15 protein-coding genes are annotated in these 11,740 nt (G+C 60.1%); 9 read left to right on the top strand and 6 right to left on the bottom strand.

The window, feature by feature from the left end; all coding sequences use genetic code 11:
- Position 1: 1 nt before the first annotated feature.
- Positions 2–640, bottom strand: coding sequence for a uracil phosphoribosyltransferase (upp, locus tag AC07XZ_RS21790; RefSeq protein ID WP_007951682.1), 639 nt, complete (start codon positions 638–640; stop codon positions 2–4).
- Positions 641–805: 165 nt separating this feature from the next.
- On the opposite strand from upp, the gene AC07XZ_RS21795 reads away from it, so the two are divergent.
- The 4 genes from AC07XZ_RS21795 (at position 806) to AC07XZ_RS21810 (ending at position 2,785) form a co-directional block, all read left to right on the top strand.
- A complete protein-coding gene (locus AC07XZ_RS21795; RefSeq protein WP_007951681.1) occupies positions 806–1,363 on the top strand; it encodes a hypoxanthine-guanine phosphoribosyltransferase in 558 nt (185 codons plus the stop codon).
- A 3-nt stretch (positions 1,364–1,366) separates the two neighbouring features.
- On the top strand, positions 1,367–1,840 hold the full coding sequence (locus tag AC07XZ_RS21800; protein ID WP_085745375.1) for a WbuC family cupin fold metalloprotein: 474 nt from the start codon (positions 1,367–1,369) through the stop codon (positions 1,838–1,840).
- Between the two features lie 114 nt (positions 1,841–1,954).
- Positions 1,955–2,434 carry a hypothetical protein gene (locus AC07XZ_RS21805; RefSeq protein WP_085745374.1) on the top strand — a complete coding sequence of 160 codons (480 nt, stop codon included), beginning with the start codon at positions 1,955–1,957 and terminating at the stop codon, positions 2,432–2,434.
- A gap of 63 nt (positions 2,435–2,497) precedes the next feature.
- Positions 2,498–2,785, top strand: coding sequence for a PA4642 family protein (locus tag AC07XZ_RS21810; RefSeq protein ID WP_007951679.1), 288 nt, complete (start codon positions 2,498–2,500; stop codon positions 2,783–2,785).
- Between the two features lie 75 nt (positions 2,786–2,860).
- Here AC07XZ_RS21810 and mqo read toward each other — a convergent pair whose 3' ends face one another.
- A complete protein-coding gene (gene mqo, locus AC07XZ_RS21815; RefSeq protein ID WP_102687540.1) occupies positions 2,861–4,369 on the bottom strand; it encodes a malate dehydrogenase (quinone) in 1,509 nt (502 codons plus the stop codon).
- A gap of 700 nt (positions 4,370–5,069) precedes the next feature.
- Complete coding sequence (locus AC07XZ_RS21820) at positions 5,070–5,303, bottom strand: hypothetical protein (protein ID WP_039766297.1); 234 nt, start codon at positions 5,301–5,303, stop codon at positions 5,070–5,072.
- 190 nt (positions 5,304–5,493) lie between these two features.
- Here AC07XZ_RS21820 and AC07XZ_RS21825 point away from each other — a divergent pair, with 190 nt between their 5' ends.
- Entirely contained in the window at positions 5,494–6,078 is a 585-nt protein-coding gene (locus tag AC07XZ_RS21825) for a YajG family lipoprotein (RefSeq protein ID WP_007951676.1), read from the top strand.
- A 55-nt stretch (positions 6,079–6,133) separates the two neighbouring features.
- Here the strand turns inward: AC07XZ_RS21825 and AC07XZ_RS21830 are convergent, their stop codons facing one another.
- Positions 6,134–6,340 carry a hypothetical protein gene (locus tag AC07XZ_RS21830; RefSeq protein ID WP_102687541.1) on the bottom strand — a complete coding sequence of 69 codons (207 nt, stop codon included), beginning with the start codon at positions 6,338–6,340 and terminating at the stop codon, positions 6,134–6,136.
- A gap of 193 nt (positions 6,341–6,533) precedes the next feature.
- Here AC07XZ_RS21830 and AC07XZ_RS21835 point away from each other — a divergent pair, with 193 nt between their 5' ends.
- Positions 6,534–6,812: a hypothetical protein gene (locus AC07XZ_RS21835; RefSeq protein ID WP_011335898.1), complete on the top strand. Its 279-nt coding sequence runs from the start codon at positions 6,534–6,536 to the stop codon at positions 6,810–6,812.
- 49 nt (positions 6,813–6,861) lie between these two features.
- Here the strand turns inward: AC07XZ_RS21835 and AC07XZ_RS21840 are convergent, their stop codons facing one another.
- The gene (locus AC07XZ_RS21840) at positions 6,862–8,025 is read right to left on the bottom strand and encodes a 1-acyl-sn-glycerol-3-phosphate acyltransferase (protein WP_173892773.1); all 1,164 of its coding nucleotides are present in this window, start codon (positions 8,023–8,025) and stop codon (positions 6,862–6,864) included.
- A 142-nt stretch (positions 8,026–8,167) separates the two neighbouring features.
- Between AC07XZ_RS21840 and AC07XZ_RS21845 the strand changes: the two genes are divergently transcribed.
- The 3 genes from AC07XZ_RS21845 to AC07XZ_RS21855 are packed head-to-tail and all read left to right on the top strand — an operon-like array spanning position 8,168 to position 9,280.
- On the top strand, positions 8,168–8,350 hold the full coding sequence (locus AC07XZ_RS21845) for a CPXCG motif-containing cysteine-rich protein (RefSeq protein ID WP_011335896.1): 183 nt from the start codon (positions 8,168–8,170) through the stop codon (positions 8,348–8,350).
- Between the two features lie 9 nt (positions 8,351–8,359).
- Positions 8,360–8,620 carry a putative signal transducing protein gene (locus AC07XZ_RS21850; RefSeq protein WP_011335895.1) on the top strand — a complete coding sequence of 87 codons (261 nt, stop codon included), beginning with the start codon at positions 8,360–8,362 and terminating at the stop codon, positions 8,618–8,620.
- Between the two features lie 36 nt (positions 8,621–8,656).
- Positions 8,657–9,280: an SOS response-associated peptidase gene (locus AC07XZ_RS21855; protein ID WP_085745370.1), complete on the top strand. Its 624-nt coding sequence runs from the start codon at positions 8,657–8,659 to the stop codon at positions 9,278–9,280.
- Positions 9,281–9,482: 202 nt separating this feature from the next.
- Here AC07XZ_RS21855 and AC07XZ_RS21860 read toward each other — a convergent pair whose 3' ends face one another.
- Entirely contained in the window at positions 9,483–11,624 is a 2,142-nt protein-coding gene (locus AC07XZ_RS21860) for a methyl-accepting chemotaxis protein (protein ID WP_102687542.1), read from the bottom strand.
- Positions 11,625–11,740 lie beyond the last annotated feature (116 nt).

Genomic DNA, 11,740 nt, shown 5'->3' on the forward strand with positions numbered 1-11,740 from the left:
CTTACGCGTCCTTCTGCTTGGTGCCGAAGATCTTGTCACCGGCATCGCCAAGCCCAGGAATGATGTAACCGTGCTCGTTGAGTTTCTGATCGATGGACGCGGTGTAGATGATCACGTCCGGGTGAGCTTTCTCGACAGCGGCAATGCCTTCCGGCGCGGCAACCAGCACCATCGCGCGGATGTCCTTGCAACCGGCCTTCTTCAGCAGGTCGATGGTCGCAACCATGGAGCTGCCGGTTGCGAGCATCGGGTCGATGATCATGGCCAGGCGTTCGTCGATTTCCGGAACCAGTTTTTCCAGATAGGTGTGGGCCTGCAGGGTTTCTTCGTTACGGGCAACGCCGACGGCGCTGACCTTGGCACCCGGGATCAGGCTCAGCACGCCTTCGAGCATGCCGATGCCGGCACGCAGGATCGGCACGACGGTAATCTTCTTGCCGGCGATTTTCTCGACCGACACGGTGCCGCACCAACCTTCGATGTCGTAGGTTTCCAGTGGCAGGTCTTTTGTAGCTTCATAGGTCAACAGGGCACCGACTTCCTGCGCGAGTTCGCGGAAATTCTTGGTGCTGATGTCTGCACGGCGCATAAGGCCAAGTTTGTGACGGATCAGCGGATGGCGGATCTCTTGGATGGACATGGGGAAAGGCTCCGGCGGCGGGCAAAAAAACCGGCCTAGATTAATCTATCCGAGGGTGATGTCCTATAGGACATACAGTACGTTAGTCCACAAATGCTTGATTCGGCCCCGGTTGATGCGTACCTTTGCCCGCTTTTCCGAAATCCGTCCCCCCTGGAGAGCGCCATGTCCGCTGATCTCGAGCATATCCGTCAAATCATGCGAGAGGCTGACTGCCTGTACACCGAAGCTGAAGTCGAGGCTGCCATTGCCCGCGTCGGTGCACAAATCAACGAACAACTGGCCGACAGCAACCCGGTGGTGTTCTGCGTGATGAACGGTGGTCTGATTTTTTCCGGCAAACTGCTGACTCATCTGCAGTTCCCGCTGGAAGCGTCCTACCTGCACGCCACCCGTTATCGCAACGAAACCAGCGGCGGCGACCTGTTCTGGAAAGCCAAGCCGGAAGTCTCGTTCATTGACCGCGACGTGCTGATCATCGACGACATCCTCGACGAAGGTCACACCCTGGGCGCGATCATCGACTTCTGCCGTCACGCCGGCGCGCGCAAAGTGCACACCGCTGTGCTGATCGACAAGGACCACGACCGCAAGGCTCGTCCTGACCTCAAAGCCGACTTCGTCGGTCTGCCGTGCATCGACCGTTACATCTTCGGCTACGGCATGGACTACAAAGGTTACTGGCGCAACGCCAACGGAATTTTTGCCGTCAAGGGAATGTAATCAATGAACACGCCGGGCTTTCTTGATCAAACGCTGTTTGCCGAGTTGGCCGAGAAAGCCGCGGCCAGTCCTCGCGGGCGTCAGCACCACAACTTCCATCAGATGGAGGAGGCCTGCCACCGCATGGCGGTAGGGCTGCAACCTTGCACCTACATTCCGCCACACCGTCATTTGGGTGACAACAAGGCGGAAACCTTGCTGGTACTCAAAGGAAAGCTCGGTTTGCTGATCTTTGACGAAACCGGTGCGGTGGTGAAAAAGCAGGTATTGCAGGCCGGTGGCGAGTGCCTTGGGGTGGATCTGCCAGTCGGGGTATTCCACGGTCTGGTCGTTCTGGAAGCCGACAGTCTGATGTTCGAGTGCAAGGCTGGGCCCTATCGTCCGGTTGGAGAGGGCGAGCTTGCGCACTGGGCCCCACGCGAAGGCGAGGCCGGGGTTGCGGAGTATCAGGCCTGGATGCGCGCGCAATTCGACTGAGCGAATCCGCAATGAAAAGGCGCAAGCGTCCGTAGGTGAAGCTTGCGCCTTTTGCTTTACAGAACCCTGTAAAACCCGTGCTAGAGTGCTCGGCCCCGCCCCCCGGAGCCTGTCATGAGCCTCTTGATCCGCAGCTGCGCCGCCCTGTTGCTGACCCTCAGCCTGCCCCTGGCCGCCGCCCCGATGCACAGTCAATTCCTGCCGCCGGACGACCTGACCCTGCGCGATGCCGAACCCGAGCAGCAGCAACTCTTGCAGGTCACCGATTATTCCGTGGTCGTGGGGGCCCAGCGCCAGTCCAACCAACAGCCGATTCCCGTGACCTCGCCATTGATGATCCGCCTCAAGGGCAAATCCCTGAACAAGGGCGCGACGATCAATCAGGTGCTGGTCAACTTCGATGGCGAAAGCAAAAGCCTGAAAAAACCGATTTATGACGACAAGAGCAAGACCCTGACGCTCTTCTACCCGCTGGCCCAGTACCGGGTGGTGATCGATCTGTTGCGCAACGACACCGTGTATTGCCAGTTCCTGACCTATGCCAATGGCCACATCTGGGCCGATTTGCACACCGGCAGCACGCGCTCGCGTTGAGCCTTGTGCCTGCGCAGAGGTAAACTGCCCGCCCCGTGAAATGTCTGCGAGCTGGAGTCGGCAATGCGTAAAGATAAGAAGCAAGTGATTGGTGACGAGATCGGCGATGAGCAGATCAAGCTGTTCCTCGATTTTGAGCCGGTCGACGCCACCTCGCCGTCGCTGCACAAACTGGTCAAGGCTTACCGTGGCCTGCGCATCGACGATTTCGAGCGTTTTCTGACGTTCTTCGTTGCAGCCGGTTATGACGTGGACGGCAAGGACGAGCACGGCAAGACCTTCGTCGACCAGATCCGCGATCAGCGCAACGCCCCGGAATACATCGAGCTGATCGAGAAAGCACGCGGCTGATCGCCCGAAGTTTTCCACAGGCATAAAAAAACGCCCCGCACTCACCGAGTGCGGGGCGTTTTTCATGGAGACGAATCAGGCGTAGCTTTCGGTCTCGTTGCTGGCTTCAACCAGTTCCAGCGCGACGTTGTTCTGCGTGTTGATCTTGCGATACAGCGCAGCGTCGGTTTCCAGGACCTTTTCACGGGCCGGGAAGATTTCCGCCAGTTTGGCAGCCCACTCACCCTTGGCCTTGGCCGGGAAGCACTTCTCGATCAGTTCCAGCATGATCGAAACGGTCACCGAAGCACCCGGCGAAGCGCCGAGCAGGGCGGCGAGGGAGCCGTCCTTCGCAGCCACCAGTTCGGTACCGAACTGCAGGATGCCGCCTTTTTTCGGGTCTTTCTTGATGATCTGCACCCGTTGGCCGGCCACTTCGAGGCGCCAGTCTTCGGCTTTCGCCTCCGGGTAGAAACGACGCAGGGATTCCAGGCGCTGTTCCATCGACTGCATCACTTCGCTGACCAGGTACTTGGTCAGGTCCATGTTGTTTTTCGCCACGGCCAGCATCGGCCCGATGTTGCCGGCGCGAACCGACAGCGGCAGGTCCATGAAGGAGCCATGCTTGAGGAACTTGGTGGTGAAGCCGGCGTATGGCCCGAACAGCAGGGATTTCTTGCCGTCGACCACGCGGGTGTCGAGGTGCGGCACGGACATCGGTGGCGAACCCACGGCGGCCTGGCTGTAAACCTTGGCCTGGTGATGCTTGACCACTTCCGGGTTGTCGCAACGCAGCCACTGGCCGCTGATCGGGAAGCCGCCGAAGCCTTTGCTTTCTTCGATGCCCGAGGCTTGCAGCAGCGGCAAGGCCGCGCCACCGGCGCCGAGGAATACGAACTTGGCGTCGACTTCACGGCTGCTGCCGCTGTTGACGTCCTTGATGCTGACGGTCCAGCCGTTGCCGTTACGCTTGAGGCCGGTCACGCGCTTGCAGTACTTGACCTGGGCATCGGGTGCGCTGGTCAGGTGCTTGAGCAACTGATTGGTCAGGGCGCCGAAGTTGACGTCGGTGCCGTTGATCACGCGGGTGGCGGCGAGCACCTGGTCTTTCGGACGACCCGGCATCATCAGCGGCATCCACTCGGTCATCTTCGCCTTGTCTTCGGTGTATTCCATGTCGGCGAAGGCGTGGTGCTTGCGCAGCGTATTGAAACGTTCCTTGAGGAACGACACGCCTTTCTCACCCTCGACGTAACTCAGGTGCGGCACCGGGCTGATGAAGGATTTGCACGAGCCGAACGTGCCTTTCTTGGTCAGGTACGACCAGAACTGCTTCGACACCTCGAACTGGGTGTTGATGTGCACGGCTTTCTTGATGTCGACGGTGCCGTCGGCAGCCTGTGGCGTGTAGTTCAGCTCGCACAGGCCGGCGTGGCCGGTACCGGCGTTGTTCCAGGGGTTGGAACTCTCCGCGGCACCGGAATCCATCAGCTCGACGACTTCCAGCTTGATCGCCGGGTCGAGTTCCTTGAGCAGTACTGCGAGGGTGGCACTCATGATGCCGGCCCCAACCAGAACTACGTCGACTGCTTCGTTATGCGCCATTTAACGCGTCTCCAAAATCTGCAGCACCAAATTGTCGGCATGGCTGCCAGGCGTCCAGGGCAGGTCAGTTGAGCCCCGGGTATCCTTGGTCAGGTGTGCCATGTCCGAATCTTCGCAATTTTTCGCAACTTCGACGGATGCGTGCGGCCTGGCTTCAAGAGTCCTATGAACTCATTTCGGCACGGGGCTGGCAATTCGACTTATGGTCGAGACATCCGTTTGTGCAACCAAATCCGTAGCGGACAGGCTTCAGGCTCCGGTATTCGAGGCGTTCCCGTTCCTGTGTCGTTGGGCTGTTTCAGACGCTAATGGTGCATGTTCAGACGCAAAACTATTCATTTGCTCGCCACACTCTTGTGAAGTTGTGAAAACCCGTTTTTTTCACGCTCTTTTGAAGACGTGAACCTCAAAAAGGGCTGTCCGGGGCTGGCACCGTGCCCGAGGGGGCAAACAACTCAGTGGCCGAGCGTCATGACAGCTCTGCAGATTCGCGAAAAGCGGGATTTGCCAGGGAAACAGCAAGCACGCCAGCTTCACTCGATCTGTGTGGGCGGCTCTCTGTGGGCGATTTGGATGCCAATGCAAGCGCATTGACGCTGTTGCGGGGCCCGATCAGGAGACGTCCTTATAATCGGGGGGAGATTGTATCGAAGAAATGCGGGGAGTTGGTCGAGTTTAATGACTTTTATTAGGCATCCGGTCAGATGCTCAACATCGCCTGAGCACGTGCGCGTGGGCGCTGCTGTTCGACCCGGGCGCTGGCGGGGAGTGGCTGGTGCAACCAGTTGAGGCGGATTTCCTCGATTTCGACCCAGCCGTCACCCATCGGTTGCAGGCTGCATTGCTTGAAGGCCTGGCAATGGCCGTTGCGGTCGAGCAGGGCGAAGCTGCGGTGCAGCGGGCGTGGGGCGAACAACGAGATCAGATAGCGCATGGCAGTGCTCCTTTTGGGGATCTGTGAGCAAGATTGTCAAAAGGCCGTGACGCGAACGTGTATGGGGAGTGAAGAATGTGTGACAGGAACCGCTGGCGGCGGGTTTTGTCTGACATTTCAGTGCTGGTGACCCACAGTGGCCCACCGCTATACTGCCGGCCTGTCTGTGCCTGATTCTGGAGAGAAGAGCATGTTGCAACGCCTGTTGTTCGGTTTGATCACTGTGACCAGTTTGACCCTGGTTGGCTGCGCCCACAGCCCGCAACAACTGAGCCCGGAACCGAAGCTGACCACTCAGCTGGCACCGGTCGGCCATGGTCAGCCTGTCGTGGTCCGCGTGGTCGACGGTCGTCCGTCGCCAACTCTCGGCACCCGTGGCGGCCTGTACCCGGAAACCAGCGCCATCACCGTGCAGCGCGAGCAGATCCTGCCGAAGCTGCAGGCCCAGGCTGAAGCCGCCGTGCGTCTGCTCGGGTTCACCCCGACCAACAACGCGCCCAATGCACCGCAACTGACCGTGACCCTGGCCGAACTGAAATACCAGTCGCCGAAGGAAGGAATGTACGTGACTGAAGCCACCATCGGTGCGACCTTCCGCTCCGACGTGCAGAACGCCAACCGTCGCTACAGCGGCCGTTACGGTGCCTCGCTGGACCAGCGTTTCGGCATGGCGCCGAACCAGGAAACCAACACCAAACTGGTCAGCGACGTGCTGAGCGATGCGCTGACCCGTCTGTTCAAGGACCCGACCGTGGGTCAGGTCCTCGCCGAGTAAGTGTTCGGTTGATGTGAAAAAGCCCGGGGCCAGTGATGGTTCCGGGCTTTTTCGTTCAGGCAGCTTGCGAATAGAAGTCGAGGACGCTGACACCAGTCAGCAAATCAGTCTCGGGCAAGTCCGCATGCTGGTGCCCGCCGAGGGCGCAATACACCAGCCAGTGACGGTCCTGAACATTGAAGGCAAGGCTGCCGATGAGGGTCTGCTGTTCGTCGGACGGGGAGATGAGGTACAGGCGATCCTGGTTTTCAGCGTGAAGCATGTCGCGTTCCGTGTCGGTTTAGAGGCGCGCAGGGTGACTGAAACAAATGACGATGCCGTGACACAGGACAGCCATCGGTCGATTGACGGGTTATTTGTCGCAAAGGCTAGGGCAGTCGGGGAGGGTTTCGGTAGAATCCGCGCCGCGGTCGTCGGTCTGGCGTTCGCCATACCGGTTTAGATTGAGGTCTGTGATGTCGCTGCATTTGATGACGCTGTTTACCGCCCATCCCGCCAAACTGATCAACCTGCTGGCCCTGCTGTTGGCCTTCCCCGGCAGTTGGCTGCTGCACGCGACCCGCCGCCGTGAACAACGGGCGATGGCCAGTATCGCGGCCCAGCGTCAGAGTCAGCCGGATCAGGAACCGGTGCTGGATTGGGCGACCCTGCGCATGAACCGCTTCTTCTACCGCTTCGGTTTTGCCTGCCTGGGCCTGGCGTTGCTGGTGTCCTGGATCAGTACCCGCTTCTGAACGAAAAACGGCGCCCGAAGGCGCCGTTCTTGTATCCAGCCGACACCGCTTACAGCGGCAGTCCAGCCTTGACCCGGTACTGATTGCGCACCGGCGTCGCATATTGCAGCACCAGATACGGACGATGCTCTTGCGGGCAAGCGTCCAGACGGCTTTGCCATTCTTCCTGGGCCTTGGCCAGTTCCTCGGCACCGAACACTTCGGCAGCCTTCGGTACGTTCAACTGCGGATCGGCATCAGCCCACTGCGCGTATGCCAGGTAATGCACCGGGAACAACCGGTAGCCGCCGAGAATCTGCTTGTCCATTTCGACCGCCAATTGCTTGGTGTCCTCGAACAGCTCGGTGATCGGCGCGGCGAAGTTCACGTGCACCCGGCCCTTGTAGCCGGTGATGCCCTTGGCAATGCTCACGTCATCCTCGCCCGGCGCCTTGCTGTAGGTGCCGGTGGTGGCGCGGATGTACAGCTCGCGGGCCTTGGCCTGGTCGCATGGGTCGTATTCGTAGCTGATCGACACCGGGCTCAGGTTCAGCGACTGAATGACTTCGCCGAACGGCTCGTCCTTGCGGCTCATGTGGAACATCTTGAGGATCGCCGACTCGGTACGGTCGTCGCCGTCCTTCGCGCGGCCTTCGGCCTGGGCGATCCAGATCGAGGCGCAGTCATTGCGGATCGAGTGGTTGATGTAGGCCGACAGCAGTTGGTAAGCGGCCATTTTCTCGCGGCGCCCGGTGATCGAGCGATGCACGATGAAGCTCTTGTTCAAGCGCATCAGGTCGCTGACGAACGGCTTTTGCAGCAGGTTGTCGCCAATCGCGATGCGCGGCGTCGGCAGGCCGGCGTGGTACACGGCGTAGTTGACGAAGGCCGGGTCCATCACGATGTCGCGGTGGTTGGCGATGAACAGATAAGCGCTGCCGGACTTGAACTGCTCGACACCGGTGTAGGTCACGCCGTCGGTGGCGCGCTCGATGGTGTGGTCGACGTAGAACTCGACCTTGTCCTGCAAAGTGGCCACGGAGGTCACGTCGGCAAACTCACGACGCAGCCGATGGGCTATAAGTGGTTTGAGCATCCAGCCGAAGGCACCGGCAAAACGCGGGAAGCGGAAGTGGGTGAGGATATCTAGAAACGCCTTGTCGCCGAGCAGTCGCGCCAGTACCGCAGGTACTTCGCTGTCGTCGTAAGGTCGGATGGCATCGAATTCGCCCATCATGCTCTCTTGTTGGAAACGGCTAGGGTAAGTAAAGGTTTTGATCGAAAACCAACGGGGCACGGTCTGAAAAAGTAGCCAGACAAAAATAGCCCTGCAAATAGACCGGCGATTATACGCACAAGTCACCCGGGAGACCGCGATGCTGGAAAGCGCAGTATATGAATGTCCGTATTGTGGTGAAGAGGTCGAGACGACCGTGGATCTCTCCGCTGGCGACCAGACCTATATTGAAGACTGTCAGGTGTGCTGTCGGCCGATCACCTTTGTATTGCAGGTCCATGGAGAGGACTGGTTTCTGGAAGTCTTCAGCGAAAACGAGTGAGGCGCGGCCATGCAGCGAATCTACGAGCCGGAAAACCTGATGGAAGGCGAGATGCTCAAGGGCATGCTCGCCAGCGAGGGCATCGAGGCGCATCTGGTCGGGCGCGATCTGCTGGGCGGCACGGGGGAGTTGCCGATCTTCGGACTGTTGGGCCTGTCGGTCGATAACGACCAGGCCGAATACGCCCGCGAGCTGATCAGTGCGTACAATGCCGCGCTGCCGCTGCCCGGCGATGAACCGGACAGCTATCCCGGGACGCTGGTCTGTTAGGCTGGCGTTCGTTTTATTTGTGAGTCGTGCTGCCCCATGTGTGGACGTTATGCCCTGTTTCGCTGGAACCGCGATTTCGCGAGCCTGCCAGGTTTTCCCGCCGATCAGCAGGCGCAGTGGAACATTTCCCCCAACGATTCGGTGTTGATGCTGCGCGCCGAACCCGACGGCCAGCGCACGCTGGCCCGTGCCCGTTGGGGGCTGACACCGCCATGGCTGACCGACATGTCGCGCACCCCGGCCCATGCCAGGGCCGAAACTGTCGCCGAACAGCCGATGTTCCGTGAAGCCCTGCGCTTGCGTCGTTGCCTGCTGCCGGCCAACGGTTTCTACGAATGGCGCGGCAACGTGCGCAAACGGCCGTACTGGCTGACGCCGGGGGAAGGGGCGTCGTTGTTTTTTGCGGCGATCTGGGAAGCGTATCCGGTGCAGGAACAGGTGTGGCTGAGCACGGCGGTGATCACTCAGTCAGCGGCCAGTCAGCGCCGGCCGTTGATTCTTGATGAGGCGGGGCAGGCGGCGTGGCTTGATCCTGAAACGCCATTGCATGTTCTGCAGGGTTTGCTCGCCAGCGAACCCGCCGCCTTGCGCGAGCGGGTGCTGGCGAATCTGGTCAATGATCCGAAGCTCAACGGGCCGGAGTGCCTGACTCCGGCCTAGCAGCAGATCAAGAGCCCCCCTCACCCTAATCCTCTCCCGGAGGGAGAGGGGACTGACCGAGAGATATTGCAGTAATACACCGACTTGAAAGTTCTTTGCTGAATCCATAATCGACACTAATTACCAGGTCGATGTATGACGGAAGACTGCTCGGTCGGCTCCCTCTCCCTCCGGGAGAGGGCTGGGGTGAGGGGGGTGGCTCTTAAACCTTGAACTGGTTGATCAACCGCCGCTGCTGCTCCGCCAGTTTGGTCAGATCGGCACTCGCCGAACTCGACTCATCCGCACCACCCGCCACCTCATTCGCCACCTGACCGATATTGATCACGTTGCGGTTGATATCGTCGGCCACCGCGCTCTGTTCTTCGGCGGCGCTGGCGATCTGGGTGTTCATGTCGTTGATCACCGATACCGCCTGAGTAATGGTCTCCAGCGCCTCGGCTGCCTTGGCCGCGTGCTGCACGCTTTCGTCGGTACGATTCTGGCTGTCTTCCATGACCCGCACCACATCGCGGGTGCCCTGTTGCAGTTGCTGGATCATGCTCTGGATTTCTTCGGTGGCCTTCTGGGTTTTCTGCGCCAGGTTGCGCACTTCATCGGCCACCACCGCAAAACCGCGTCCTTGTTCACCGGCGCGGGCCGCTTCGATCGCCGCGTTGAGGGCCAGCAGGTTGGTCTGCTCGGCGATTCCGCGAATGGCGATCAGGATCGCGTTGATGTTTTCGCTGTCCTTGGCCAGGGTCTGCACCACGTCCACGGCCTTGCCGATTTCTACGGCCAGCACGCCGATCGAATTCGAGGTGTCGCGCACGATCTGCATGCCCTGACTGGCGGCCTGATCGGCGTGGCTGGCGGCTTGTGCCGCTTGGGTCGCGTTGCGCGCCACGTCCTGCGCGGTGGCGGTCATTTCCTGCACGGCGGTGGCGACCTGATCGATCTCGGCCATCTGTTTCTGTATGCCGATATTGGTCCGGATCGCGATGTCGGCCGTGTGCTCCGAGGAATCGCTGACGCTCTGTACCGACGACACTACCTGCGTGATCATCCCCTGCAATTTGGCGAGGAAGGTATTGAAGCCTTTGGCGATTGAACCGAGTTCGTCATTGCGATCACTGGTCAAACGACGGGTCAGATCACCTTCGCCCTGGGCGATGTCATCGAGCATGGTCACCATTTGCTTCAGCGGACGGGCGATGCCGTGGCCCACCAGCCAGATCACCAGCAAGCCGAGACCGGCAATGATCAGACCGACCATGGCCATACCGAAGGTGTCGGATTTGCGCTGGGCGTCGAGGTCACCTTGCAGCTTTTGCAGGTCGGCCATCACCGCGTCGAGCGGCAGTTGCAGCATCAGCGTCCAGCGCGCGTCGGTCTGGCCGATGCCGAACGGCAGGTACAACTCGATCCGGCCTTGCTCTTTATTGACGGTGTACGTCACTTCGCCGCGCTTGAGATTGGCCATGTTGGCAATCTGCTGGGCGTCGAGGATGTCGCTGACCTTCTCGCCGAATTTGCTCGGGTCCTTGGTGTAGGCGACGATCCGGCCGTTGCCGCCGATCAGGGCCATCTGTCCGGCGCCGCTGTACAGTTTCTGGTTGGCGCCCAGGAGCATTTCCTGGATGAAGTTCACCGACAGGTCGGCGCCGACGATGCCCTGGAACGCGCTGTTGAGCATGATCGGTTCAATAAAGGAGGCGAGCATGACGATCTTGTCGCCAACCTTGTACGGGGCCGGATCGATCACGCAGGATTTTTTGGTTTCCTTCGAGCACAGGTAGTACTCGCTGGCGCGCACGCCGGTGGACAGGACTTTCTGGTCGTCGACGTCCACCAGTTTGTCCAGACCGAGGGTGCCATCGTCGTTGCGGAACCACCACGGCAGGAAACGCCCGTTGGCGGCGTCGATACCGACCACGCTGGTGCCGACGTAGGCCGAATCGTTGTGGTCCAGTGCGTTCTTTTCCCAACCGATGTAGGTGCCGAGAATCTTCGGGTTTTTCTCGACGTTTTCCTTGATCAGGCTGATCAGTTGCTCACGGCTGACGGTCAGTCGCGGCTGGCCATCGGCGCCCGGCGTGCCGAGCAGGGCGTTGACCCGTACCAGTCCGCCGGCAATCAACAGTGGCGCTTCCAGTTCACGCTGGATCTGGCTGACCTGGGTCTGCGCCAGCGACGTCAGGCGCTGTTCGATGACTTGCTCGAACTGGGCCTGGGTCCGTTGCTGGACCATTTCCTGGGTGCGGGCACCGGAGAACAGCGCGTACAGCACCAGCGCGGCGACTACGCTGAGTACGATGGCGCCGGCCAGGGCGGCTACGGAAAACTGGATCGACTTGAACTTCATGGGAGCTCCGCACGCGAGAGGACGTCTGCGCTGCTGTATCGGCAGCCACTATTGCGCCATGAGGTAAAGAGGGAGTAATTGCAGCGCAATGTCGCAAATGGATCAGTGCGCGACGC

The organism is Pseudomonas sp. GW458-11-26-14-LB4, from assembly GCF_059423925.1.

Excerpts from the sequence above, each read along its gene's own strand:
- AC07XZ_RS21800 (WP_085745375.1), top strand. The coding sequence starts at position 1,367 with ATGAACACGCCGGGCTTTCTTGATCAAACGCTGTTTGCCGAGTTGGCC.
- mqo (WP_102687540.1), bottom strand. The coding sequence starts at position 4,369 with ATGGCGCATAACGAAGCAGTCGACGTAGTTCTGGTTGGGGCCGGCATC.
- AC07XZ_RS21845 (WP_011335896.1), top strand. The coding sequence starts at position 8,168 with ATGCTGGAAAGCGCAGTATATGAATGTCCGTATTGTGGTGAAGAGGTC.
- AC07XZ_RS21805 (WP_085745374.1), top strand. The coding sequence starts at position 1,955 with ATGAGCCTCTTGATCCGCAGCTGCGCCGCCCTGTTGCTGACCCTCAGC.
- upp (WP_007951682.1), bottom strand. The coding sequence starts at position 640 with ATGTCCATCCAAGAGATCCGCCATCCGCTGATCCGTCACAAACTTGGC.
- AC07XZ_RS21855 (WP_085745370.1), top strand. The coding sequence starts at position 8,657 with ATGTGTGGACGTTATGCCCTGTTTCGCTGGAACCGCGATTTCGCGAGC.
- AC07XZ_RS21795 (WP_007951681.1), top strand. The coding sequence starts at position 806 with ATGTCCGCTGATCTCGAGCATATCCGTCAAATCATGCGAGAGGCTGAC.
- AC07XZ_RS21860 (WP_102687542.1), bottom strand. The coding sequence starts at position 11,624 with ATGAAGTTCAAGTCGATCCAGTTTTCCGTAGCCGCCCTGGCCGGCGCC.
- AC07XZ_RS21825 (WP_007951676.1), top strand. The coding sequence starts at position 5,494 with ATGTTGCAACGCCTGTTGTTCGGTTTGATCACTGTGACCAGTTTGACC.
- AC07XZ_RS21830 (WP_102687541.1), bottom strand. The coding sequence starts at position 6,340 with ATGCTTCACGCTGAAAACCAGGATCGCCTGTACCTCATCTCCCCGTCC.
- AC07XZ_RS21840 (WP_173892773.1), bottom strand. The coding sequence starts at position 8,025 with ATGGGCGAATTCGATGCCATCCGACCTTACGACGACAGCGAAGTACCT.
- AC07XZ_RS21810 (WP_007951679.1), top strand. The coding sequence starts at position 2,498 with ATGCGTAAAGATAAGAAGCAAGTGATTGGTGACGAGATCGGCGATGAG.
- AC07XZ_RS21820 (WP_039766297.1), bottom strand. The coding sequence starts at position 5,303 with ATGCGCTATCTGATCTCGTTGTTCGCCCCACGCCCGCTGCACCGCAGC.
- AC07XZ_RS21835 (WP_011335898.1), top strand. The coding sequence starts at position 6,534 with ATGTCGCTGCATTTGATGACGCTGTTTACCGCCCATCCCGCCAAACTG.
- AC07XZ_RS21850 (WP_011335895.1), top strand. The coding sequence starts at position 8,360 with ATGCAGCGAATCTACGAGCCGGAAAACCTGATGGAAGGCGAGATGCTC.